Here is a 23,164-nt window from a genome sequence, read left to right as displayed (position 1 = left end):
CGGCCGGGCAGCCCGCGCCGGCCGTGGGCACCGTGCCGCCGGCCGCGTCCCACCCGCTGGCACGGCTGGCGCAGGTCGCCCGGGCCGCGCTCGGCGTGGCCCACCGGGTGCGGCGCGGCGCGCAGGCGGCGATCGGCGTACCGGCACCGCCCGTGCCCCCGTCACCGCCGGATCCGGCCGCCACCGACCGCGGCACCCGCCGCGACACCGAGCCACGCCCGGTGCAGGAGCGGCCACCGACCCGGGACGAGCGGATCGCGGCCGTGGCGGCCTCACCCGCCTGGCGGGCGGGCGCGGCGCAGCTGGTGCTCGCCGCCTGGCTGCTCGCCGCCGTCGCCGAGTGGCACGTACTGGAGGTCTACACGCTGCCGGCGGCGCTCGGCCTGCTGGTCGCGGCCGGCCCCCGGGTGGCGACCGGCCGGTCGGCGGCGGCCTGGGGGCCGGCGCTGTGGGTCGCCGCCGCGCCCTCGGTCGCCTACGCGGTGCTGGCCCCGGGCAGCCAGCGACCGGTGGCCGTGTTCGTCGTCGCCGCGACCGCGATGGCGCTGGGCGCGTGGCGGTCCGTGCGGGCCCCCGTCGTCGCCGGGGGCGTCACCGCCGTGACCCTGGCACTGGGGCTGCTCGCGGTGCAGCTGCCGCTGCCCATCGCCGGCGCGCTGGTCGTCGGAGCGGCCCTGCTGGGCGTCGGTGCCTGGCGGGAGCAGCTGCTGCGCCGGCGGCGGCAGGAGTCCGACGCCGGGGGGACGCCGGAGCCGGCGGGTCACGCCGACGGCTTCCGCACCCGGCTGGCCGACATGCGCTGAAGAGGAACCCCTCTGCCCCACGCCTCACAGGCTCGTCGCGGGACCCCGGTGAGGTGCTGGAATGGCCCCCTTCCAGGGCCCGCCCTGAGCCTGCGAAGGGCGGGGAGGAAGGGGGCCATTCCTCAGACGCGGAAGCCGAGGGCGCGCAGCTGCTCGCGGCCGTCGTCGGTGATCTTGTCGGGGCCCCACGGCGGCATCCAGACCCAGTTGATCCGGATGTCGTCGACCAGGCCGGGGCCGGGGCCACCGGTGAGGGCCTGGCGGGCCTGGTCCTCGATGACGTCGGTCAGCGGGCAGGCCGCCGAGGTCAGCGTCATGTCGATGACGGCGACGTTCGAGTCGTCGACGTCGATGCCGTAGACCAGGCCCAGGTCGACGACGTTGACGCCCAGCTCGGGGTCGACGACGTCGCGCATGGCCTCCTCGACGTCCTCGATGAGCGCCGACTTGTACGCGGGCAGCTCGGCCGCCGTCGCGTCGGTCGCGGCCGGCGTCGCGTTCTCGGTGGTCTCGCTCATGCCTGCTGGCCTCCAGTCGGGGTGGCGTCAGCGACCGACAGAGCTCGGGCGCTGGCGTCCTTGAGAGCCATCCAGCTCATCAGTGCGCACTTGATCCGGGCGGGGTACTTCGACACGCCGGCGAACGCGACGGCGTCCTCCAGCTCGTCCTCGAGCTTCTCGGCCACCGCGGCGTCGCCCTTGCTCTGCATCAGCGTCATGAAGTGCTCGCCGGTCTCGAGCGCCTCGGGCACGGACTTGCCGATGACGAGGTCGTACATCGCCGACACCGAGGCCTGGCTGATCGAGCAGCCCATCCCCTCGTAGGAGACGTCGGCCAGCGTGTCGCCGTCCAGGTGCACCCGCAGGGTCACCTCGTCGCCGCACGTCGGGTTGACGTGGTGCACCTCGGCCTCGAACGGCTCGCGCAGTCCGCGGCCGTGCGGGTTCCGGTAGTGGTCCAGGATGATCTCCTGGTACATCGACTCGAGCTGCATGCTCTAGTCCGCCCCATTCCCGTTGGGCACAGCCGGGGCAACGCCGAAGAACGTCTGGGCCTTCCGGATCCCGTCGGCCAGGGCGTCGATGTCGTCGTACCCGGTGTGCACGTAGAAGGTGGCCCGCGTCGTCGCCGGGACGCCGTAGCGCCGAACGACCGGCCACGCGCAGTGGTGCCCCACCCGGACCTCGACGCCGAGGTCGTCGAGGACCTGGCCGACGTCGTGCGGGTGGATGCCCTCGACGGTGAAGGAGACCGCGCCGCCGCGGGCCACGGTGTCGGGCGGGCCGATCACGGTGACCCCGGGGATCTCGGCCAGCCTCGCCAGCGCGTACCCGGTCAGCGCCTCCTCGTGCGCCTGCACGTCGGCCATGCCGAGGCCCTGCAGGTACTCGACGGCGGCGGCGAGCCCGATCACCTGCGCGGTCATCGGCACCCCGGCCTCGAACCGCTGGGGCGGCGGCATGAAGGTGCTGCCCTCCATGCGGACGACCTCGATCATCGAGCCGCCGGTCAGGAACGGTGGCAGCGCGTCGAGCACGTCGTACCGGCCCCACAGGACGCCGACCCCGGTCGGGCCCAGCATCTTGTGGCCGGAGAACACGAGGAAGTCCGCACCCAGGGCGGCGACGTCGACCGGCTGGTGCGGCACCGACTGCGCGCCGTCGACCAGCACCAGCGCACCGACCTCGCGCGCGCGGGCGACGATGCCGCCGAGCGGGTTGATCGTGCCGAGGATGTTCGACTGCTGGGTGACCGCGACCAGCTTGGTGCGCTCGTTGACCACGGTGGCCAGGTCCGAGAGGTCCAGCCGGCCGTCGTCGGTCAGCCCCAGCCAGCGCAGGGTCGCGCCGGTGCGCTCGCACAGCTGCTGCCAGGGCACCAGGTTCGCGTGGTGCTCCATCTCGGTCACGACGATCTCGTCGCCCTGGCCGACGGCGTACCGGCGGAACTCCGGCTCCTTGGCGGTGGCCGCGTTCGACAGCGCGTAGGCGACGAGGTTGATGCCCTCGGTGCTGTTGCGCGTGAAGACGATCTCCTCGGCCGGTGCGCCGATGAACGCGCCGATCGTGGCGCGGGCCGCCTCGTAGCGGCCGGTCGCCTCCTCGGCGAGCTGGTGCGCGCCCCGGTGCGGGGCGGCGTTGCAGGTCTCGTAGAAGTCGCGCTCGGCGTCCAGGACGCTGCGCGGCTTCTGCGAGGTGGCCCCGGAGTCCAGGTAGACCAGCCGCTTCCCGTCGCGGACGGTGCGGGTCAGGATCGGGAAGTCCGCCCGGATCGCCTCGACGTCCAGAGGCAGGGGCGTCTTCTGCGCCCCGGCTTCGGGACGCGAGACGGTCTGGGTCATGACTGGAGGACCTCCGCTGCGGCCTTCTCCGCGCTGGCCTGCTCGTTCGAGTCCTTGACGTACGCGGCGTAGCCCTGGTCCTCGAGCTTCTCCGCCAGCTCCGGGCCGCCCTCCTCGACGATCCGGCCGCTGACGAAGACGTGCACGAAGTCGGGCTTGATGTAGCGCAGGATCCGCGTGTAGTGCGTGATCAGCAGGACGCCGACCTCGCCCTCGGCGCGGGTGCGGTTGACGCCCTCGGAGACGATCCGCAGCGCGTCGACGTCGAGGCCGGAGTCGGTCTCGTCGAGGATCGCGATGCGCGGCTTGAGCAGCCGCATCTGCAGGATCTCGTGGCGCTTCTTCTCACCGCCGGAGAAGCCCTCGTTGACGTTGCGCTCGGCGAACGCCGGGTCCATCTCCAGGGCCGCCATCTCGGTCTTGACGTCCTTGACCCAGGTGCGCAGCTTCGGCGCCTCGCCCTTGACCGCGGTGGCCGCGGTGCGCAGGAAGTTGGAGACGCTCACCCCGGGCACCTCGACGGGGTACTGCATGGCGAGGAACAGGCCGGCGCGGGCGCGTTCGTCGACGGTCATCGCGAGGACGTCCTCGCCGTCGAGGGTCACCGTGCCGCCGGTGATCGTGTACTTGGGGTGGCCGGCGATCGAGTAGGCCAGGGTGGACTTGCCCGAGCCGTTCGGACCCATGATCGCGTGGGTCTCGCCGGCGCGGACGGTCAGGTCGACGCCGCGGAGGATCTCCGTGGCGTCGTCGCCCTCACCCACGGTGACGTGCAGGTTGCGGATCTCCAGCACGCTGCCGTTCTGGGGGGTGGTCACTTCTCGCTCCTCAGTTGCTGGCCGCGGGAACGGAGGCGTCGACGTCGACCAGGACGTCGTCGCCCTCCACCCGGACCGGGTAGACGGACACCGGCTCGGTGGCCGGCAGGTTGGTGGGCTCGCCGGTGCGCAGGTCGAAGCACGACCCGTGCAGCCAGCACTCGATGGTCGGGGCGCCGCGGAACTCCTCGACGTCGCCCTCCGACAGCGGGACCTCGGCGTGCGAGCAGAGGTCCTCGATCGCGTAGACCTCGCCCTCGAAGCGGACGACCGCGACGTCGACGTCCGCGAGCTCGACCCGCAGCGAGCCGGTCTCCGGGACCTCGGTCAGCGCGCACACCCGCTCGAAACTCACTCGGAGACCTCCACCGGCTGCTCGTCCAGGCCGGGCAGGGCGCCGAGACGGGCCTCGATCGTGCCCATCAGGCGGTCCTGCAGCTCCGGCAGGCCGATGTGCTGGACGACGTCGGCGAAGAAGCCGCGCACGACCAGGCGGCGGGCGGTCTCGGCGTCGATGCCGCGCGAGCACAGGTAGAACAGCTGCTCGTCGTCGAACCGGCCGGTGGCGCTGGCGTGCCCGGCGCCGACGATCTCGCCGGTCTCGATCTCCAGGTTGGGCACCGAGTCGGCGCGGGCGCCGTCGGTGAGCACCAGGTTGCGGTTGAGCTCGTAGGTGTCGGTGCCGGTGGCCGCCGGGCGGATCCGCACGTCACCCACCCACACCGTGTGCGCCTTCTCGCCCTGCAGCGCGCCCTTGTAGAGGACGTTGCTGGTGCAGTTGGGCACCGCGTGGTCGACCCACAGCCGGTGCTCCTGGTGCTGGGTCTCGTCGGCGAAGTAGACGCCGAACAGCTCCGCGGTCCCGCCGGGGCCGGCGTACTGCACGTTGCTGACCAGCCGGACGAGGTCGCCGCCGAGGGTGACCACGACCTGCTTGACCGTGGCGTCGCGGCCGACGACGGCGTCGAACTGCGCGCCGTGCACCGTGCCGGGCGCCCAGTCCTGCACCGAGACGAGGGTGACCTGCGCGCCGTCGCCGACGAGCAGCACGACCCCGCCGGAGTACCGGGCCAGGCCGCTGTGGTCGAGGACGACGGTCGCCTTCGCGAACGCGCCCACCTCGACGACCAGCTGGCCCCAGACGACCTCGTCGGACCCGGTGCCGGACAGCCCCAGCCGGACCGGGCGGTCGAGCTGGGCCTCGGCCGGCACGCGGACGACGGCCGCGCCGCCGCTGCGCTGCCGGGTGAGCGCCGCCAGCCGGTCGACCGGCTCGGGCAGCCCCTTGATCAGCGGGTCGTCGGCCTCGACGCTGGTCAGCTCGACGCCCTCGGGGAGCTCGGTGTCCCACTGCAGGTGGGCGTCGGAGGGCGCGCCCTGCAGCAGCGGGCGGATGCGGCGCATCGGGGTGAAGCGCCAGTCCTCCTCGCGGCCGGTGGGGTCGGCGAAGGCGTCGGGGTCGGTCGAGGTGAACCGCTCGGCCGGGGAGCCGGTCGGGGCCGGTCCGCCGTGGGAGTGCGCGCCCGGCGTGGCGCGGCCGGCCGTCGCCGTCTCCGACGCCGGGGTGGTCGGCGGGCCGGCCTGCGCACCCACGCCGGGGGCGAACAGCTCGCCGGCGAGGGTGGCCGGCGCGACCGCGACGTCCTCGGTGGTGCTCGGGGTGTTCTGCTCCGGCATCAGCCGACGGCACCTTCCATCTGCAGCTCGATCAGGCGGTTCAGCTCGAGGGCGTACTCCATGGGCAGCTCCCGGGCGATCGGCTCGACGAAGCCGCGCACGACCATCGCCATGGCCTCGTCCTCGGACAGGCCGCGGCTCATCAGGTAGAAGAGCTGGTCGTCGCTGACGCGGGAGACGGTTGCCTCGTGACCCATGGCCACGTCGTCCTCGCGGACATCGACGTAGGGGTAGGTGTCCGACCGGCTGATCGTGTCGACCAGCAAGGCGTCGCACTTCACCGTCGACCGGGACCCGTGCGCGCCCTCGTCGATCTGGACCAGTCCGCGGTAGGACGTCCGGCCGCCGCCGCGGGCCACCGACTTCGACACGATCGTCGAGGAGGTGTTCGGCGCGGCGTGCACCATCTTGGCGCCGGCGTCCTGGTGCTGGCCCTCGCCGGCGAAGGCGATGGAGAGCACCTCGCCCTTGGCGTGCTCGCCGGTCATCCAGACCGCGGGGTACTTCATGGTGACCTTGGAGCCGATGTTGCCGTCGACCCACTCCATGGTCGCGCCCTCGTGGGCGATGGCCCGCTTGGTGACCAGGTTGTAGACGTTGTTCGACCAGTTCTGGATGGTCGTGTACCGGCAGCGGGCGTTCTTCCTGACGATGATCTCGACGACCGCGGAGTGCAGCGAGTCCGACTTGTAGATCGGCGCGGTGCAGCCCTCGACGTAGTGCACGTAGGCACCCTCGTCGACGATGATCAGCGTCCGCTCGAACTGGCCCATGTTCTCGGTGTTGATCCGGAAGTAGGCCTGCAGCGGGATCTCCACGTGCACGCCCTTCGGCACGTAGATGAACGAGCCGCCGGACCACACCGCGGTGTTCAGCGCGGCGAACTTGTTGTCCCCCGACGGGATGACCGAGCCGAAGTACTCCCGGAAGAGGTCCCCGTGCTCCTTGAGCGCGGTGTCGGTGTCGAGGAAGACGACGCCCTGGTCCTCCAGCTCCTTCTGGATCTGGTGGTAGACGACCTCGGACTCGTACTGCGCGGCGACACCCGAGACCAGCCGCTGCTTCTCGGCCTCCGGGATGCCCAGCTTGTCGTAGGTGTTCTTGATGTCGTCGGGCAGCTCCTCCCACGAGGCCGCCTGGGCCTCGGTGGAGCGCACGAAGTACTTGATGTTCTGGAAGTCGATGCCGGAGAGGTCCGAGCCCCAGTCGGGCATGGGCTTGCGGCCGAAGAGCTTGAGCGCCTTGAGCCGGCGCTCGAGCATCCACTCAGGCTCGTTCTTGCGGGCCGAGATGTCCCGGACGACGTCCTCGCTCAGACCACGCTTGGCCGACGCTCCGGCGACATCGGCGTCAGCCCAGCCGTACTGGTAGCGGCCGAGCTGGTCGATCTGCTCGTCCTGCGTCAGCGGCGTACTGGTCACCGGCTGCTGGGTGCTGGTCATACGGGCGTCCTCTCCCGGTCGATCGTGGGGGCGGTGCTGGTGGACGGGGCGGTGCGCACAGTGGCCGTCGTCGGCCGCGCTCCTCGCTCACCTGGTACAGGTCTTTCGGGGGTCGGTCTGTTCCCTCGCCGCAACGGGCCGGGGATGTGTGTGGTGCAGATCCCGTCGCCGTGGGCGATCGTGGCCAGGCGCTGTACGTGCGTACCCACCAGGCGGCCGATCACCGCGGTCTCGGCCTCGCACAGCTGCGGGAACTCCGCCGCCACGTGCGCCACCGGGCAGTGGTGCTGGCAGAGCTGCCCGCCGCTGGAGATCGCCGAGGCCGAGGCAGCGTAGCCCTCGGCCGTGAGGGCCACGGCGAGCACCTGTGCCCGGTCGACGGTCCCGCCGCCCGCGGCCTGCTCCACGGCCGTGGAGCAGCGCCGCTCGAGCCCGGCGAGCTGGGCCTCGGCGACCGCACGGACGGCGTCGGGCCCGCCCGAGGCGGCGACGAACCGCAGCGCGGTCAGCGCCAGGTCGTCGTAGGCGTGCGGGAAGGCGCTGCGGCCGGCGTCGGTCAGGTGGAACAGCCGCGCGGGACGGCCCCGGCCCCGGCGGCCGCCGGGAGCCTGCCGCTCCTCGACCTGTCCGGTCGCGACGAGGGCGTCGAGGTGGCGGCGGACGGCGGTCGGCGAGACGCCCAGCCGGCCGGCCAGCTCGGTCGCCGTCTGCGGACCGTGCTCGAGCAGCAGGGCGCTGACACGGTGCCGCGTCCGGCCGTCGTCGGTGGTCGCCGACGGGCGGGACGGGGGCGCCATGCCCCCGACGTGCACGCTGTCGCTTTCCACAACACAAGTGTTACCTATTTCCGGCCGCTCGCAACCAAGGCTGCCCTAACCCGCCCCTTGCGCCGGACGCGCCTGTGATCGATGCCACCAGGAGCCACCGCCTAGCATCGGGGGGTGCCGGTCTCCCCTGCCGTCGTCTCGCGTCTCGCCCTGGCCAACGCCGTCGCCAACGGCGCCATCGTCCTCACCGGCGGGGCCGTCCGACTGACCGGCTCGGGGCTCGGCTGCCCCACCTGGCCGCGGTGCACCGACGCGAGCTTCGTCGCCACCCCCGAGCTGGCCGGCCACGGCGTCATCGAGTTCGGCAACCGGCTGCTGACGTTCGTCCTCGCCGCGGTCGCGATCGCCACCGTGGTCGCCGTCTTCCGCTCCCCACGGCGGGACCTGCGCGGGCTCGCCGTCATCGCGTTCCTCGGCATCCCCGCCCAGGCCCTGCTCGGCGGCGTCACCGTGCTCACCGGCCTCAACCCGTGGACGGTCGCCGCGCACTTCCTGGTCTCCTCGGGGCTGGTCGCCGTCACGACCGTGCTGTGGCTGCGGTCCCGCGAGCCCGGCGTCGGCCGGCCGCTGGTCCGCCGCCCGTTCGAGCTGCTGGTCGGGGGGATCGCCGCGGCGACCGCAGGGGTCCTCGTGCTCGGCACCGTCGTCACCGGCAGCGGGCCGCACAGCGGCGACCCCGAGGCAGGCCGCACCGGCTTCGACCCGGAGCTGGTCAGCCAGCTGCACGCCGACTCGGTGTTCCTCCTGCTCGGGCTGACGATCGCGCTCCTGGTCGCGCTGCACGCCACCGACTCGCCCGGCCGGATCCGGCGGGCCGCCCGCGACCTGTTGCTCGTCCAGCTGGCCCAGGGCGTCGTCGGCTACGTGCAGTACTTCACCGACCTGCCGATCGCCCTGGTGCTGCTGCACATGCTGGGCGCGGTGCTGGTGACGGCGCTCACCGCCCGGCTGGTCTGGTCGGTGCGCGGCCCGGCCTCCGACGTCCCGGTCGGGGCACCGGCGCCCCGGGTCTCGGCCCGCACGCACTAGCCGGTCGCCGACGGGTCGTCGTCTCGACGGCTGGAGGCGACGACCCGTCGGCGCGGTGCGAGCACGTGGTCCGGTGCTACGACAGGTCCACCCGCCAGACCTCCCCGTCGTACGTGACGATGTAGGCCGCGCCGCGGGTCACCTCGAGCGACGTGGGCCGGTCGAGCGGCTCCGCGACGACGTCGAAGCCGCCGTCGTCGACGCGCAGCAGCTGGCCGGTGTCCGGCACCGCGGGCGTGGCCGGCGTCCCGCCCGCGGGGAAGGCTCCCTGGGACAACGCGTACTCCGCGTGCCGGCCGAACTCCACGTCCACCAGGAGCCGGCCACCCGACGCGACGTCCCGCACGCGGTCCGAACCGACGCGGAACGAGACGATGCGCCCGTCCTCGGGCCGGTGCGGCACGGGCCCGGCAAGGGCGAGGTGGACCCGGCGTCCCTCGCCGTCCAGACCGGTCGGCACCACGTTGCCCAGTTGCAGGACCGAGCGCACGTCCCCATCGGGGTCGGCGCGCAGCACGCGGTTGTGGTTGCCGTCGGTGATCAGGAAGCCGCCGCGGAAGGGCTGCATGGCGTAGGGCACGCCGCCCGGGGCCTCCCCTCCCACCGGCGGCGGGTTCGCCCGGGAGAAGGCGCCGGTGTCCGCGACGACCGTGCAGGTGTCCTCGTCGTCCACCCGGTACACCCCGGTGACCGCGTCGGCGACCAGCCCGACCAGGACGTACATCGTGTCGTCCAGGAACGCCACGTCCATCGCGCCACCGGCCGTGGCCGCCGCCCCCCGGAGCGGCAGGCACGTCGCGACGACGGTCACCTCGCCGGTCCGGCGATCGATGCGGGACACCTCGCCCGCGGTGGGCTCGGTGACGTACAGGTCGCCGTCGGGACCGATCGTGCTGCCCGAGCCGCCGCCCAACCCGGATGCGAGCAACCGCGCCTCGGTCGGCTCACGCTGATCGTCGTGGCCCTGCGCCACCCCTGGTACCGCCAGCCCCGCCCCCACCACCGCGAGGACGAGCAGAGACCGGTTCCGGTGTCGTGGGTGCATGGTCGGACCTCCCCCTGCGCCGCCGTGCCGCACGCGCGGGTGCCTCCGCCGGCATCCCCGTCCCGGGCCCGACGTGCGGAGCCGGTCTACTCGGGTCGCCGGGGTGGGACAAGGGGTTTCGATCCGGCTCCGTCCGGAGGCTCGGAGCCGTCGCTCAGACGAGGACGTCGACGATGATCGCGACCGACACCAGGGTCATGTAGGTGATCGAGATGTGGAACAGCTGCATCGGCTTGGTCTCCGCGCCCGAGCGGATGCGGCCGAGCAGCCGGTGCGCCTCGATCGCGAACCACAGTCCCAGCCCCGCGGCCGCGGCGGTGTAGATCCAGCCGATCCCGAACCCGTCGGCCACCGGCCACAGCAGCAGCGAGATGGCGACCGTGGCCCAGGTCCACGCGACGGTCTGCCGGCCGACCGACTGCGCAGCGGCCACCACCGGCAGCATCGGGACGTCGGCGCGGGCGTAGTCGGACCGGAACCGCATGGCCAGCGCCCAGAAGTGCGGCAGCTGCCAGCAGAAGACGACGCCGAAGAAGACCACCGCCGGCCAGTCCAGGGACCCGGTGACCGCGGCCCAGCCGATGAGCACCGGCGCCGCCCCCGGCACCCCGCCGAACAGCGTCGAGTGCCGGGTGTGCCGCTTGAGCACCATCGTGTAGAGGACGGCGTAGTAGACGATCGCGCCCAGCGCCAGGGCCGCGGCCAGCAGCGTCGTGGTGGCGGCCAGCAGGGCGACCGAGACGACGGTCAGCACCAGGCCGAACACCAGCGCCCCGCGCGGGCTGACCTCGCCCATCGGCAGCGGCCGCCGCTCGGTGCGGTGCATCAGCCGGTCGATGTCGCGGTCGTACCAGCAGTTGAAGACGTTGGCGGCGCCGGCGGCGAGCGTGCCGCCGACCATGGTGGCCAGCAGCAGCCGCCAGGACGGCCAGCCGCCGACGGCGAGCATCATCGCCGGCAGCGTGGTGACCAGCAGCAGCTCGATGATCCGCGGCTTGGTGAGGGCCACGTAGTTGCGGATCGTGGCCGAGGCGCGACGGGCCTGGACGGCCGGGCGCTCGGACAGCGCCGTCACCGCGAGGCCTCGGGCACACAGGTGCGCGGGCAGGGCACCACCGGGCACCTGGACAGCACGGGGTCCCTTCCGACCGGGGACAGCAGAACGGGGACCACTGTAGCCCGCGGTGCCCCCCTGTCCTGGCGGGCATGACCGGCGTCCCGTCGCGGCAGACGGCTAGGGTCGATCACGTTGGTGCTGCGCTCGCAGCGGGTAGGGCCGACGTCGACGACGACGGTGCGTCCGGGTCCTGCACCGCAGGACCGGGGTGGCGCGCGCCAGGCCGGTCGCTGGAGCTCGGCACCGTCGTCCGCCCGGGGTCCGACGGCCCCACCGAGCGTCCCGGGTGGTCCCGCACCGGCCGACCCCGAGGGAGCACGCGAGAGATGGGAACCAAGAGCACCGAGTCCGAGGCCCCGGCCGAGGCCGCGAGCGACGCCCCGACCGGCAACCCGACGCAGCCCTCCCCCACGCTCCCCGACGACTTCGGGGACATGGACCGCCGGGTCATCGACACCGCCCGGGTGCTCGCGATGGACGCCGTCCAGAAGGTCGGCAACGGCCACCCCGGGACGGCGATGAGCATGGCCCCCACCGCCTACCTGCTGTTCCACAAGTGGCTGCGGCACGACCCCACCGACCCGAACTGGGCCGGCCGCGACCGGTTCGTCCTGTCGATGGGCCACTCGAGCCTGACGCTCTACGTCCAGCTGTTCCTGTCCGGCTACGGCCTGGAGGTCGAGGACCTGCAGGCGCTGCGCACCTGGGGCTCCAGGACCCCCGGCCACCCGGAGGTCAACCACACCCCCGGCGTCGAGACCACCACCGGGCCGCTGGGCCAGGGGGTCGGCAACGCGGTCGGGATGGCGATGGCGGCCCGCCGCGAGCGCGGCCTGCTCGACCCCGAGGCCGCCGAGGGCGAGAGCCTGTTCGACCACACCATCTGGTGCTTCGCCTCCGACGGCGACCTGGAGGAGGGCGTCAGCGGCGAGGCCTCGTCGCTGGCCGGCACGCAGCGGCTGGGCAACCTCGTCCTCGTCTACGACGACAACCGGATCTCGATCGAGGACGACACGAACGTCGCCTTCACCGAGGACGTCGGCAAGCGCTACGAGGCCTACGGCTGGCACGTGCAGCGGGTCGACGACGGTGAGGACCTCGCCGCGGTCGACGCCGCGTTCGCCGCCGCGGTGGCCGAGACGGGCCGGCCCTCGATCGTCGTGCTCCGGACGATCATCGCCTGGCCCGCGCCGAACAAGCAGAACACGGGCGCCGCGCACGGCTCCGCGCTCGGCGAGGCCGAGGTGAAGGCCACCAAGGAGATCCTCGGCTTCGACCCCGAGCGGACCTTCCAGGTCGACGACGAGGTGCTGGCGCACGCCCGCTCCGTCGTCGAGACCGGCCGCAAGGCCCGCGCCGAGTGGGACGAGCGCTTCGCCGCCTGGGAGCAGGCGCAGCCCGGGCGCGCCGCGCTGCTGGCCCGCATGCGGGAGCGCCGGCTGCCCGAGGGCTGGGCCGACGGCCTGCCGTCGTTCCCGGCCGACGAGAAGGGCGTGGCCACCCGCAAGGCCTCGGGGCAGACGCTCGCCGCGCTCTACCCCGAGCTGCCGGAGCTCTGGGGCGGCTCGGCGGACCTGGCGGAGAGCAACAACACCGCCGTCGAGGGCGAACCGTCGTTCCTGCCGGCCGACCGGCAGACCAAGATGTGGTCCGGCGGCCCCTACGGGCGCACCCTCCACTTCGGCGTCCGCGAGCACGCGATGGGCGCGATCATGAACGGGATCGCGTTGCACGGCGGCACCCGCGTGTACGGCGGCACGTTCCTGACCTTCTCCGACTACATGCGCGGGGCGGTCCGGCTGGCGGCGCTCATGCAGCTGCCGGTCACCTACGTGTGGACCCACGACTCGATCGGGCTGGGCGAGGACGGCCCCACCCACCAGCCGATCGAGCACTACGCCGCGCTGCGGGCCATCCCGGGGCTGGACGTCGTCCGGCCGGCCGACGCCAACGAGGTGACGGTGGCCTGGCGGACCATCCTCGAGCACAACGACCGGCCGGCCGGGATCCTGCTGTCCCGGCAGAACCTGCCGGTCTTCGACCGTGAGCGGTTCGCCTCCGCCGAGGGCGTGGCCCGCGGCGCCTACGTGCTGGCCGAGGCCTCGAACGGCGCGCCCGAGCTGATCCTGCTCGGCACCGGATCCGAGGTGCAGATCGCCATGGCCGCCCGCGAGCGGCTGGAGGCCGAGGGCGTGCCGACCCGGGTCGTCTCGGTGCCCTGCGTCGAGTGGTTCGCCGACCAGGAGCAGGCCTACCGCGAGGAGGTCCTCCCGCCGTCGGTGCGCGCCCGGGTCAGCGTCGAGGCGGGCGTGCCCATGGGGTGGCGCGAGTTCGTCGGCGACGCCGGCCGGATCGTGGGCCTCACCCACTACGGGGCCAGCGCCGCGTACTCCGTCCTGTACGAGCAGTTCGGCCTGACCGACGAGGCGGTCGTGACCGCCGCGCGGGAGAGCCTCGAGGCGGCGCGGTCCGGCACCGCCGTCCCGGCCGGTCCCGTCCCGGCCACCGGCGGACTGCCGCACCCGACCGGCGACCGCTGATGAAGGACCCCGCTGTCCCCCACCACTCGCAAGCTCGCGGCGGGCCCCTGCAGCGGGGCCGCTCCAGGCCCAACCACGAAAGGCAATGACATGGCACAGAACGAGAAGCTGGCCGACCTGTCGTCGGCGGGGGTCGCCATCTGGCTCGACGACCTGTCCCGCGACCGCATCCGCAGCGGCAACCTGCAGTCGCTGGTCGACGAGTACAGCATCGTCGGGGTCACCACCAACCCGACGATCTTCGCGGCGGCGATCAGCGGGTCGGAGCTCTACGACGACCAGCTGCACGCCCTCGCCGTCCGGCAGGTGAGCGTCGAGGAGGCGCTGCGGACGATCACCGGCGCCGACGTCCGGGACGCCTGCGACCTGCTCGCTCCGGTCGCCCAGCGGCAGCCCGGCGACGGCCGCGTCTCCCTCGAGGTGGCCCCCGGCCTGGCGCACGACACCGACGCCACGGCCGCCGAGGCCGCCCACCTGTGGTGGCTGGTCGACCGGCCGAACCTGTTCATCAAGATCCCGGCGACCGAGGCCGGGCTGCCGGCGATCACCACGTCGATCGCCCGCGGCATCAGTGTCAACGTCACCCTCATCTTCAGCCTCGAGCGGTACCGGGCGGTCATGGACGCCTACCTCGCCGGGCTGGAGCAGCGGCTGGCCGACGAGCCGGACGCCGACCTCACCGGCATCGCCTCGGTCGCGTCGTTCTTCGTGTCCCGCGTGGACACCGAGATCGACAAGCGGCTGGACGAGGTGGGGGCCGACCCGGCGCTCAAGGGCCGGGCCGGCGTGGCCAACGCCCAGCTGGCCTACCAGGCCTACGAGGAGGTCTTCTCCTCCGACCGCTGGAAGGCCCTCGAGGCCAAGGGCGCCCGGCCGCAGCGCCCGCTGTGGGCCTCGACCGGCGTCAAGAACCCCGACTACTCCGACACGCTCTACATCAGCGAGCTCATCGCCCCCGGCACGGTCAACACCATGCCGGAGAAGACGCTCATGGCCTACGCCGACCACGGCGCTCCCGGCACCCCGGTGCAGAAGAGCTACGACGAGGCCGCCTCGGTCATGCAGGCCGTCGCCGACGCCGGCGTCGACCTCGACGACGTCTTCCGCGTCCTCGAGGAGGAGGGCGTGCAGAAGTTCGTCGACTCGTGGGACGAGCTGACCGAGTCGGTGCGCACCCAGCTCGAGGACAAGAAGTGACCGAGGGCCGGTGACGCTGCGGTTCGCCTGCGCGGGCCTGGACGTCCCGCCGGCGGTCCGTACCCAGGTCGCCGACGACGACGTCGCCGCCCGGCTCGCGGCCGAGGACCCGACGCTGTGGGGTCCGGACGCCGCGGCCGGGACGGCGGCCCGGCTGGGCTGGCTGGACCTGCCCTCGACGTCCCGCGAGCTGGTGCCCCGGCTGGCCGCGCTGCGCGCCGAGCTGCAGGCCGAGGGCCTGGACCGGGTCGTGCTGTGCGGCACGGGCGGGTCCGCGCTGGCGGCCGAGGCGGCCTGCCGGACGGCGGGCGTCCCGCTGGTCGTCCTCGACGGCACCGACCCCGGCCAGGTGGCCGCGGCGACCGCCGAGCTGGAGCGCACGGTCGTCGTCGTGACCTCGGGCACGGAGACGACCGACGCCCACCGCCGGGCCTTCGTCACGGCCTTCGCCGCCGCGGGCCTGGACGAGGCGCGGATCGGCACCCGGTTCGTCGTCGTGACCGGCCCCGGCTCCCCGCTCGCGCAGACCGCGGCGGCGATGGGCGCCCGCGCGGTGTTCCTCGCCGAGCCGGGCCTCGGCAGCCGGTACGGCGCGCTGTCGGCGTTCGCGCTGGTGCCGGCCGCGCTGGCCGGGGCCGACGTCGGCGCGCTCCTCGACGAGGCCGTCGAGCTGGCCGAGGACCTGGTCAAGCCGGACAACCCCGCCCTGGAGCTGGGCGTCGCCCTCGGCGCGGGCTTCCGCACCGGCCGGGACAAGGTCGCCCTCGCCGACGGCGGCTCGTCCCCGGCGGGGTTCGCCGGCTGGGCCGAGCAGCTCATCGCGGGGTCCACCGGCACGCAGGGCCGCGGCCTGCTGCCGGTGGTGGTGGAGTCGGTCGACGCCCCCGGCGCCACCGGCGCGGACACGCTGCTGGCCGTCGTCGGCGGCGACCCCGTCGCCCCGGGCCCGTCGGTCGGCGTGACCGGTCCCCTGGGCGCCCAGTTCCTCGCGTGGGAGTACGCGACCGCAGTCGCCGGCCGGGTCCTCGGGATCGATCCCTTCGACCGGCCCGACCCGGACGAGGAGGACCCGCCGGTGCCCGAGGACGGCGTGCCGGAGCAGCGGCCGGCCGCGACGATCGGGGCGGTGCAGCTGTCCGGCGTGAACGGCGTCCTGGACGCGGTGGACCTCTCCCAGCACGACGGGGTCGCCCTGGCCCTGGCCGCCGTGCTGGCCGCCGTCCCGCCGCGCGGCTACCTGGCGGTCACCGCCCACCTCGACCCCGGGCGCGACGCCCGCGCGGCCGCGCTCCGGGCGGCGCTCGCCGCCCACGGCGATCGTGCGGTGACCTTCGGCTGGGGTCCGCGGACGCGGTCCACCACTGGTCCCTACCACCAGGACGGCCCGCAGACCGGGGTGTTCCTGCAGATCACCGGCGACGTCGACGACGACCTCCCGGTGCCCGACCGGCCGTACTCCTTCGGCGACCTCCAGGCGGCGCAGGCGGCCGCGGACCGGCAGGCCGTGGCCGACCGCGGCCGGCCGCTGCTGCACCTGCACCTGACCGACCGCGCCGCCGGCATCGGCCAACTGCTCGACGCGCTCGGCTGAGCGCCGTCCAGCAGGATCGGTGCCGGAGACTTGTCCTGCGATCCGCCCCGTCGGCCGGTCCACCGCCGCGCCGGACGACGGGTCCCCGCCGACCTCGAGGACGGAAGATGATCCCCAACCCGCTGCGCGACCCGCGGGACCGGCGGCTGCCCCGCGTGCCGGAGCCCTGCGCCCTGGTCGTGTTCGGCATCACCGGCGACCTGGCCCGCAAGAAGCTGCTGCCGGCGGTGTACGACCTGGCCAACCGCGGCCTGCTGCCCACGAACTTCGCCCTGCTCGGGTACGCCCGCCGCGACTGGGGTGACACCGACTTCGCCGAGCTCGCCCGCGAGGCCGCCCGCAAGGCCGCCCGCACGCCGTGGCGCGAAGAGGTGTGGGAGCGGCTGGCCGGCAGCGTCCGGTTCGTGCAGGGCTCGTTCGACGACGACAACGCCTTCGACCAGCTCGCCGAGACCCTCGGCGAGCTGGAGGGCACCCACGGCATCGGCGGCAACGCGGCCTTCTACCTGTCCATCCCCCCGGCCATGTTCCCCATCGTGCTCAAGCAGATGCAGCGCACCGGCATGGCCGACAGCACGCCGGACCGCTGGCGCCGGGTGGTCGTGGAGAAGCCCTTCGGCACCGACCTGGCCTCCAGCCGGGAGCTCAACGCGCTGGTCGACTCGGTGTTCAGCGCTCAGGACGTCTTCCGCATCGACCACTACCTGGGCAAGGAGACCGTCCAGAACCTGATGGCGCTGCGGTTCGCCAACACGCTGTTCGAGCCGATCTGGAACGGGCACAACGTCGACTCGGTGCAGATCACGATGGCCGAGGACGTCGGCATCGGCGGGCGGGCCGGGTTCTACGAGGAGACCGGCGCCGCCCGCGACGTCCTGCAGAACCACCTGCTGCAGCTGCTCGCCCTGACCGCCATGGAGGAGCCGGTCGAGTTCTCCGCCGAGGAGATCCGCACCGAGAAGCTCAAGGTGCTCCGCGCCATCTCGCTGCCCGACGACCTCGCCACCTTCGCCATCCGCGGGCAGTACGAGCAGGGCTGGCTGGCCGGCCAGCGGGCCAGCGGGTACCGGCAGGAGGAGGGCGTCGACCCCGAGTCGACCACCGAGACCTACGCCGCCGTCCGGCTGGGCGTGGAGACCCGCCGCTGGGCGGGGGTGCCGTTCTACCTGCGCACCGGCAAGCGGCTGCCGCGGCGGGTCACCGAGATCGCGCTGGTGTTCAAGCGCGCGCCGCACCTGCCCTTCGCCGACACCGACACCGAGGAGCTCGGCAACAACCAGCTGGTGGTGCGGGTGCAGCCCGACGAGGGGGTCACCCTCAAGTTCGGGTCGAAGGTGCCCGGCAGCGTCATGGAGGTCCGCGACGTGTCGATGGACTTCCTCTACGGCGAGCAGTTCACCGAGGTCAGCCCCGAGGCCTACGAGCGGCTGCTCCTCGACGTCCTGCTCGGCGACGCGACCCTGTTCCCGCGCAACGCCGAGGTGGAGGCCTCGTGGACGGTGATCGACCCGCTCGAGGAGTTCTGGGCCGGGACGACGCCGCACGCCTACCGGGCCGGCGAGTGGGGCCCGCGGGCGGCCGACGAGATGCTCGCCGCCGAGGGTCGACGGTGGCGGCGGCCGTGACGCGCACCCGCGGTACAGCCACCCGACTGGAGGAGACGCCATGACGACCCTGTGGGACACCACCGGATCCGCGGTGGTCAAGGAGCTGGCCGCCCAGCGGCGCACCGGCGGGGCCGTCCTGTCCGGGGTTGCGCTGACCCTGGTGGTCGTGGCCGACGAGGGGCGGGTCGAGGAGGCCGAGGAGGCCGCCACCGCCGCCTCCGAGCAGCACCCCTGCCGGCTGCTCATCGTCGTCCGCCGGCAGATCGAGGCCCCGGCGCCTCGGCTGGACGCCGAGGTGCTGATCGGCGGGCGGCTGGGTCCCGGCGAGGCCGTGGTGATGCGGATGTACGGGCGGCTGGCCCTGCACGCCGAGTCGGTCGTGCTGCCCCTCCTGGCCGCCGACGCGCCGGTCGTCACCTGGTGGCACGGCACGCCCCCCGAGCGACTGGACACCGACGCGCTGGCCGTCATCGCCGACCGCCGGATCACCGACAGCTCGCTGGCCGACGACTCGCTGGCGGCGCTGCGCACCCGGGCCGAGGACTACGCGCCGGGTGACACCGACCTCGCCTGGACCCGCAGCACGCCGTGGCGGGCCACCCTCACGTCGACGGTGGACTCGGTGGCGGGCCGGCGCGGGGACGTCGTCCGGGTGCACGGCGGTCAGGTCGAGGGCGATCCGCGCAACGCGACCGCCCTGCTGCTGGCGGGCTGGCTCAGCGCGCGGTGCGACACCGAGATCCCGGTCATCGAGGGCGAGCGGCGGCCCGGGCCCAGTGGGGTGTCCTCCGTCGTCCTGCAGCTGGACCAGGACGAGGAGGTGCGGGTCACCGCGGACCGGCGGGGCGGCGCCGTCATCGCCCAGCCGTACCGGCCCGAGGCCATGGTCGCGCTGCCGGACCGCCAGCTCGGCGACCTGGTCGGCGAGGAACTGCGCCGGCTGGACCCCGACGAGCCGTTCGCCGAGGCGCTGGAGGCGACGACCGGCACGTCCGGCCTGTCCCGGCGCTCACCGGTGCGCTCGCACGTGTGGTTCGACCCGACCGACGTCCGCGGCGGGGACGGCGACCCGCTGCCCACGGTGCCGCCGACGTCGGCGGGTGCCGAGGAGGTCGCCGAGCACGGCGAGCAGGACACCGAGGAGGTCCGCACGTGACCGGGCTCGCGACGTCACCGAGGAGCACGGCAGCCCGGCGCGCGCGTCGGCCGAGCGCCGGCGAGGCAGGCTCGTGAGCCTCCCCCCGGGGGACCGGATCGCCGCGCAGCTGCCCGAGGACGGGCGTCCGGTGCCCGACGTCGTCGTCGAGCCCGACGCCGACCGGCTGGCCCGCGCGGTCGCCTCCGCCCTGGTCGCCCGGCTCGCGGCGGCGCAGGCGGTGCACGGGACGGCGTCGGTCGTGCTCACCGGCGGCGGGATCGGGACCGCCGTGCTCAAGCGGGTCGCGGCCCTCGCGGCCGAGCCCGAGCGGGAGCGGGTCGACTGGAGCGCGGTCGACGTCTGGTGGGGCGACGAGCGCTACCTGCCCGCCGGCGACGGGGAGCGCAACGAGACCGGTGCCCGGCGGGCGCTGCTGGACGCGGTCGACGTCCCGGCGGAGCGGGTGCACGCCATGCCGGCCGCCGACGCCGGCTTCGCCGAACCCGAGGACGCCGCCGCCTGGTACGCGGGGCAGCTGGCCGACGCCGCCCCCGACGGCGCCGCGCTCCCCCGCCTCGACCTGCTGCTGCTGGGCATGGGCGCCGAGGGCCACGTCGCCTCGATCTTCCCGGACTCGCCGGCCGCCGCCGACGACCGCCCGGTGGTCGCGGTCCGCGACTGCCCCAAGCCACCCCCGACGCGGATCAGCCTCGGCTTCCCGGCGATCAACAGCGCGGAGGAGGTGTGGCTGCTGGTCACCGGGGAGGCGAAGGCGCCGGCAGTGGCCCGGGCGCTCCGCGAGCGGCCCGGCCCGCAGCAGCTGCCCGCAGCCGGGGTGCACGGCCGCCGGGCCACCCGCTGGCTGCTGGACGCGGCCGCGGCGGGCGGGCTCGACTCCGCGGACTGACCGGTGGAGGTGCGGGTCCTCGGGCCGCTGGAGGTGCGCCGCGACGGCGTCCCCGTGACCCTCGGTGCCCGGCTGCAGCGGGCCCTCCTGACCGTCCTCGTGCTCGAGGGCGGCCGGGTGGTGCCCGCCGACCGGCTGGCCGAACTGCTGTGGCGCGGCGCCCCGCCGCCGAAGACGTCGGCGTCGCTGCACACCACCGTGGCGCACCTGCGCCGGGCGCTCGAGCCGGGGCGGACGCCGCGCAGCGGGCCGTCGGTGATCGTCAGCGCGGCGCCCGGCTACCGGCTCGCCACGGAGGACGTCGACGTCGACGCCGACCGCTTCGAGCGGCTGCTGGCCGAGGCTCCCGGCCTCGCCGGAGCCGACGACGCACGGGCGCTGCGACTGCTCGACGAGGCGCTCGGCCTGTGGCGGGGGCCCGCGCTGGCGGAGTTCGCCGACGAGCCCTTCGCCCGCCCGGCGGCCGACCGGCTGGAGGCGCTGCGGCAGAGCGCCGTCGAGCTGCGGGCCGGCGTCCTCGTCGCGCTGGGCGACGTCGCCCGCGCGGTCGCCGAGCTGCAGGCCCACCTCGGCGCCCACCCGCTGCGCGAGCAGGCCCGCGCGTCCCTCGCCCGGGCCCTCTACCTCTCCGGCCGGCAGGCCGAGGCGCTGGCCGTGCTGGGCGAGGGCCGCCGGCTGCTGCGCGAGGAGCTCGGCCTGGACCCCGGACCGGAGCTCCGGCGGCTCGAGCAGCAGATCCTCGACCACGACGACGCGCTGCGACCGGAGCGCCCGCCGGCCCCGGCCGCCCCGGCACCTCCGCCCGCCCCCGCGCCCGCGCCCGTCCGGCTCACCGGTCGGGACGAGGAGGTGGCGCTGCTGCGGTCCGTCGTCGCCTCCGCCGCCGGCGGGAGCGGCGGGGTGGTCCTGCTCACCGGCGACGCCGGGATGGGCAAGACCGCGCTGCTCGACGCGCTGCGCGACGCGGTGTCCGACGCCGGGGGCACCGCGCGCGCGACGGTGTGCCGGGACGGCCTGGCCGCGCCGCCGTTCTGGCCGGTGGTCCAGGTGGTGCGCGCGGCCGCCGCGACGCTGGGCCCCGACGCCCGGGCGCGGCTGGGCGCCCGGCTGGGGCCGCTGCGCGGGCTCGTGCCCGACCTCGGCGGGCCGGGTGACCCGGCGGCCGGCGGCGTGGACCCGGCGATGGTGCTCGTGCACCTCACCGACGCGCTCGAGGTGCTCCTGACCGGGCCGGACGGCGGCCGGCCGGCCCTGCTCGCCGTGGACGACCTGCACCTGGCCGACCCCGCGACCCTGCAGCTGCTCACCGGCCTGGCGCAGGGACCGGACCGCACGCCGCTCGTCCTCGCCGTCGCGCTGCGCACCGGCGAGGACGCCGACTCCCCCGCGCTGACCGACGCGCTGGCCACGCTGGGCCGGCTTCCCCGGTCGGTCCGGATCGACCTCGAACCCCTGCCGGACGACGCGGTCGCCCGGCTGGTGCGTGCGGCCGCCCCGTCCGAGCCGGGGGCCGCGGAGGTCGCCGCCGTCGTGGCCCGCGCGGAGGGCAACCCGTTCTACGCCCTCGAGCTGGCGCGGCTGCCGGCGGACGACCGGCCCGCGCCCGGGGTGGGCCGTCCGGTCGGCGGCGTGCCCGCCGCCGTCTTCGACGTGCTGCGCCAGCGGGTGCAGCGCCTGCCGGCCCCCGGCGAGGAGCTGCTGACCGCGCTGGCCGTCGCCGGGGAGCCGCTGGCGGTCGACGACGTCGCCGCGGTGAGCGGGGTCCCGCTGCCCACCGCGCTGCCGGTGCTGGAGGCCGCGGTGCGGGCGCGGCTGGCGGTGGACGCCGGCGCGGGACGGTTCGGCCTGGCCCACGGGCTGCTCGCCGACGCGCAGCGGGCCTCGCTGAGCAGCGCCCGGGCGGCCCTGCTGCACCGGGCCCTCGCCGAGCGGTTCGCCGAGCGGCGCGGCGCCGATCCCGGCGAGGCCGCGTCGATCGCCCACCACCACCTGGCCGCCGCGGCGCTCGACGGCGGTGCCGCGGCCCTGCCGTGGCTCGAGCGGGCCGCCGACGCCGCCCTGGCCGTGTCCGCCCTGGACGCGCTGCGCGAGCTCTCCGGCCGGCTGCTCGCCCTCCCGGCGCTGGCCACCGATCCCGACCGGGACCGGCGGGAGCTGCGGGCGCGCAGCCGGATCGGCTACGTCGACGTCTGGTCGGCCGGCTACGACAGCCCGTCGATCCGGGAGTACTGCCGGCTGGTCGACCACTGGACCGTCCCCGACCAGGCCCGCCCGGACGACCAGGAGCTGCTCTGGGTGGCGGGCCTCTTCCAGTGCCAGGTCGGCCGGCTGGACGACGCCGACCGCACCGCCGCGCGGATGGCCGCGCTCGCCGGGGGTCTGGACGACGCCACCGCCACCTACCTGGCCGAGGACATGACCGCCGTCGTCCGGTGGATGCAGGGCCGGGCCGACGAGGCGCTGGCCGCCCTGGACCGCGCCGAGGCGGTGTCCGCGGCGGCCGACCTGCGGCGGTCGCTGGCGTTCTCCCCGCCCACCCGCATCGCCGTCGTCCGGGCCCTCGCGCTCTGGCACGTGGGCCGGCGGGCGGACGCCCGCGCGCAGGCCGACCTCGCGCTGCGCGCGGCCGCGGCGGCCGGGCTGGGTGCCGCCGGGTTCGCCCGGCGCTGGGCGCTGGTCCTGGCGCTGCAGGACGGGGACCCCGACCGGGTGCGTGCCCTGGTGTCGATGGAGCTGGCCGAGACCTCCTGGGAGCGGTTCCGCTACCCCTCCGCCGTCGTCGCGTTCGCCGAGGGCTGGCTGCAGGTCCGCACCGGCGACCGGGACGCGGGGCTGGCCGCCATGCGCACGGCCCACGCGGTGCTGGTCGACCAGGGGCTGTCCGCCGGCCGCTCGGTCTTCCTCGGGCTCCTCGCCGAGGCCGCCCTGGCCTGCGGGGACCCGCGGCAGGCGCACGCCTACGGCACGGCCGGCCTGGCGATCGGCGAGCGCGGCGAGCGGTTCTGGACGGCACCGCTCGAGCGGGTGCGGGCGGCCGCGCTCGCCGCGGACCCGGGGGCCGACGTCAGTGGATGACAAGTCCCGG

Annotated in this window: 19 protein-coding genes; 9 read left to right on the top strand and 10 right to left on the bottom strand. The window is 74.8% G+C overall.

Annotation, left to right across the window (positions count from 1 at the left end):
• The coding region (locus tag MY520_RS21305; protein ID WP_436694571.1) for an SCO7613 C-terminal domain-containing membrane protein at positions 1-803 on the top strand (803 nt) is incomplete at its 5' end.
• A gap of 122 nt (positions 804-925) precedes the next feature.
• On the opposite strand, the gene MY520_RS21300 is transcribed toward MY520_RS21305, so the two are convergent.
• The 8 genes from MY520_RS21300 to MY520_RS21265 are packed head-to-tail and all read right to left on the bottom strand — an operon-like array spanning position 926 to position 7,908.
• On the bottom strand, positions 926-1,321 hold the full coding sequence (locus tag MY520_RS21300; RefSeq protein WP_436694570.1) for a metal-sulfur cluster assembly factor: 396 nt from the start codon (positions 1,319-1,321) through the stop codon (positions 926-928).
• Positions 1,318-1,797 (bottom strand): Fe-S cluster assembly sulfur transfer protein SufU, encoded by a 480-nt coding sequence (sufU, locus tag MY520_RS21295; protein WP_436694569.1) that lies wholly within the window; start codon positions 1,795-1,797, stop codon positions 1,318-1,320. Before sufU ends, MY520_RS21300 begins: the two co-directional genes overlap by 4 nt.
• Positions 1,798-1,800: 3 nt before the next feature.
• Complete coding sequence (locus tag MY520_RS21290) at positions 1,801-3,144, bottom strand: cysteine desulfurase (RefSeq protein WP_436694568.1); 1,344 nt, start codon at positions 3,142-3,144, stop codon at positions 1,801-1,803.
• Positions 3,141-3,962, bottom strand: a complete 822-nt coding sequence (sufC, locus tag MY520_RS21285; RefSeq protein ID WP_436694567.1) for a Fe-S cluster assembly ATPase SufC — start codon at positions 3,960-3,962, stop codon at positions 3,141-3,143. The genes MY520_RS21290 and sufC overlap by 4 nt, the downstream gene beginning before the upstream one ends.
• 10 nt (positions 3,963-3,972) lie before the next feature.
• Positions 3,973-4,317, bottom strand: a complete 345-nt coding sequence (locus MY520_RS21280; RefSeq protein WP_436694566.1) for a non-heme iron oxygenase ferredoxin subunit — start codon at positions 4,315-4,317, stop codon at positions 3,973-3,975.
• Positions 4,314-5,639 (bottom strand): Fe-S cluster assembly protein SufD, encoded by a 1,326-nt coding sequence (sufD, locus tag MY520_RS21275; RefSeq protein ID WP_436694565.1) that lies wholly within the window; start codon positions 5,637-5,639, stop codon positions 4,314-4,316. Before sufD ends, MY520_RS21280 begins: the two co-directional genes overlap by 4 nt.
• Complete coding sequence (gene sufB, locus MY520_RS21270) at positions 5,639-7,081, bottom strand: Fe-S cluster assembly protein SufB (protein WP_436694564.1); 1,443 nt, start codon at positions 7,079-7,081, stop codon at positions 5,639-5,641. The genes sufD and sufB overlap by 1 nt, the downstream gene beginning before the upstream one ends.
• Positions 7,078-7,908: a helix-turn-helix transcriptional regulator gene (locus MY520_RS21265; protein ID WP_436694563.1), complete on the bottom strand. Its 831-nt coding sequence runs from the start codon at positions 7,906-7,908 to the stop codon at positions 7,078-7,080. Before MY520_RS21265 ends, sufB begins: the two co-directional genes overlap by 4 nt.
• Before the next feature lie 114 nt (positions 7,909-8,022).
• Here MY520_RS21265 and MY520_RS21260 point away from each other — a divergent pair, with 114 nt between their 5' ends.
• Positions 8,023-8,937, top strand: coding sequence for a COX15/CtaA family protein (locus tag MY520_RS21260; RefSeq protein WP_436694562.1), 915 nt, complete (start codon positions 8,023-8,025; stop codon positions 8,935-8,937).
• A gap of 76 nt (positions 8,938-9,013) precedes the next feature.
• Here MY520_RS21260 and MY520_RS21255 read toward each other — a convergent pair whose 3' ends face one another.
• A complete protein-coding gene (locus tag MY520_RS21255; protein ID WP_436694561.1) occupies positions 9,014-9,982 on the bottom strand; it encodes a ScyD/ScyE family protein in 969 nt (322 codons plus the stop codon).
• A gap of 154 nt (positions 9,983-10,136) precedes the next feature.
• Positions 10,137-11,057, bottom strand: coding sequence for a heme o synthase (locus MY520_RS21250; RefSeq protein WP_436694560.1), 921 nt, complete (start codon positions 11,055-11,057; stop codon positions 10,137-10,139).
• Positions 11,058-11,425: 368 nt separating this feature from the next.
• Between MY520_RS21250 and tkt the strand changes: the two genes are divergently transcribed.
• The 7 genes from tkt (at position 11,426) to MY520_RS21215 (ending at position 23,154) form a co-directional block, all read left to right on the top strand.
• Positions 11,426-13,639, top strand: coding sequence for a transketolase (tkt, locus tag MY520_RS21245; RefSeq protein ID WP_436694559.1), 2,214 nt, complete (start codon positions 11,426-11,428; stop codon positions 13,637-13,639).
• A gap of 90 nt (positions 13,640-13,729) precedes the next feature.
• The gene (gene tal / locus MY520_RS21240) at positions 13,730-14,836 is read left to right on the top strand and encodes a transaldolase (RefSeq protein WP_436694558.1); all 1,107 of its coding nucleotides are present in this window, start codon (positions 13,730-13,732) and stop codon (positions 14,834-14,836) included.
• A gap of 10 nt (positions 14,837-14,846) precedes the next feature.
• On the top strand, positions 14,847-16,427 hold the full coding sequence (locus MY520_RS21235) for a glucose-6-phosphate isomerase (protein WP_436694557.1): 1,581 nt from the start codon (positions 14,847-14,849) through the stop codon (positions 16,425-16,427).
• A gap of 107 nt (positions 16,428-16,534) precedes the next feature.
• The gene (zwf, locus tag MY520_RS21230) at positions 16,535-18,052 is read left to right on the top strand and encodes a glucose-6-phosphate dehydrogenase (RefSeq protein ID WP_436694556.1); all 1,518 of its coding nucleotides are present in this window, start codon (positions 16,535-16,537) and stop codon (positions 18,050-18,052) included.
• A gap of 40 nt (positions 18,053-18,092) precedes the next feature.
• Positions 18,093-19,190, top strand: a complete 1,098-nt coding sequence (locus MY520_RS21225; protein WP_436694555.1) for a glucose-6-phosphate dehydrogenase assembly protein OpcA — start codon at positions 18,093-18,095, stop codon at positions 19,188-19,190.
• Between the two features lie 73 nt (positions 19,191-19,263).
• The gene (gene pgl / locus MY520_RS21220; RefSeq protein ID WP_436694554.1) at positions 19,264-20,079 is read left to right on the top strand and encodes a 6-phosphogluconolactonase; all 816 of its coding nucleotides are present in this window, start codon (positions 19,264-19,266) and stop codon (positions 20,077-20,079) included.
• A gap of 3 nt (positions 20,080-20,082) precedes the next feature.
• Entirely contained in the window at positions 20,083-23,154 is a 3,072-nt protein-coding gene (locus MY520_RS21215) for a BTAD domain-containing putative transcriptional regulator (RefSeq protein WP_436694553.1), read from the top strand.
• The last annotated feature ends 10 nt before the right edge of the window (positions 23,155-23,164 follow it).

The organism is Geodermatophilus sp. CPCC 205506 (assembly GCF_051383635.1).
Classification (GTDB): Bacteria; Actinomycetota; Actinomycetes; order Mycobacteriales; family Geodermatophilaceae; genus Geodermatophilus.
Note: the sequence above shows the minus strand (reverse complement) of the source record. Positions and strands in the feature narration are given on the sequence as shown.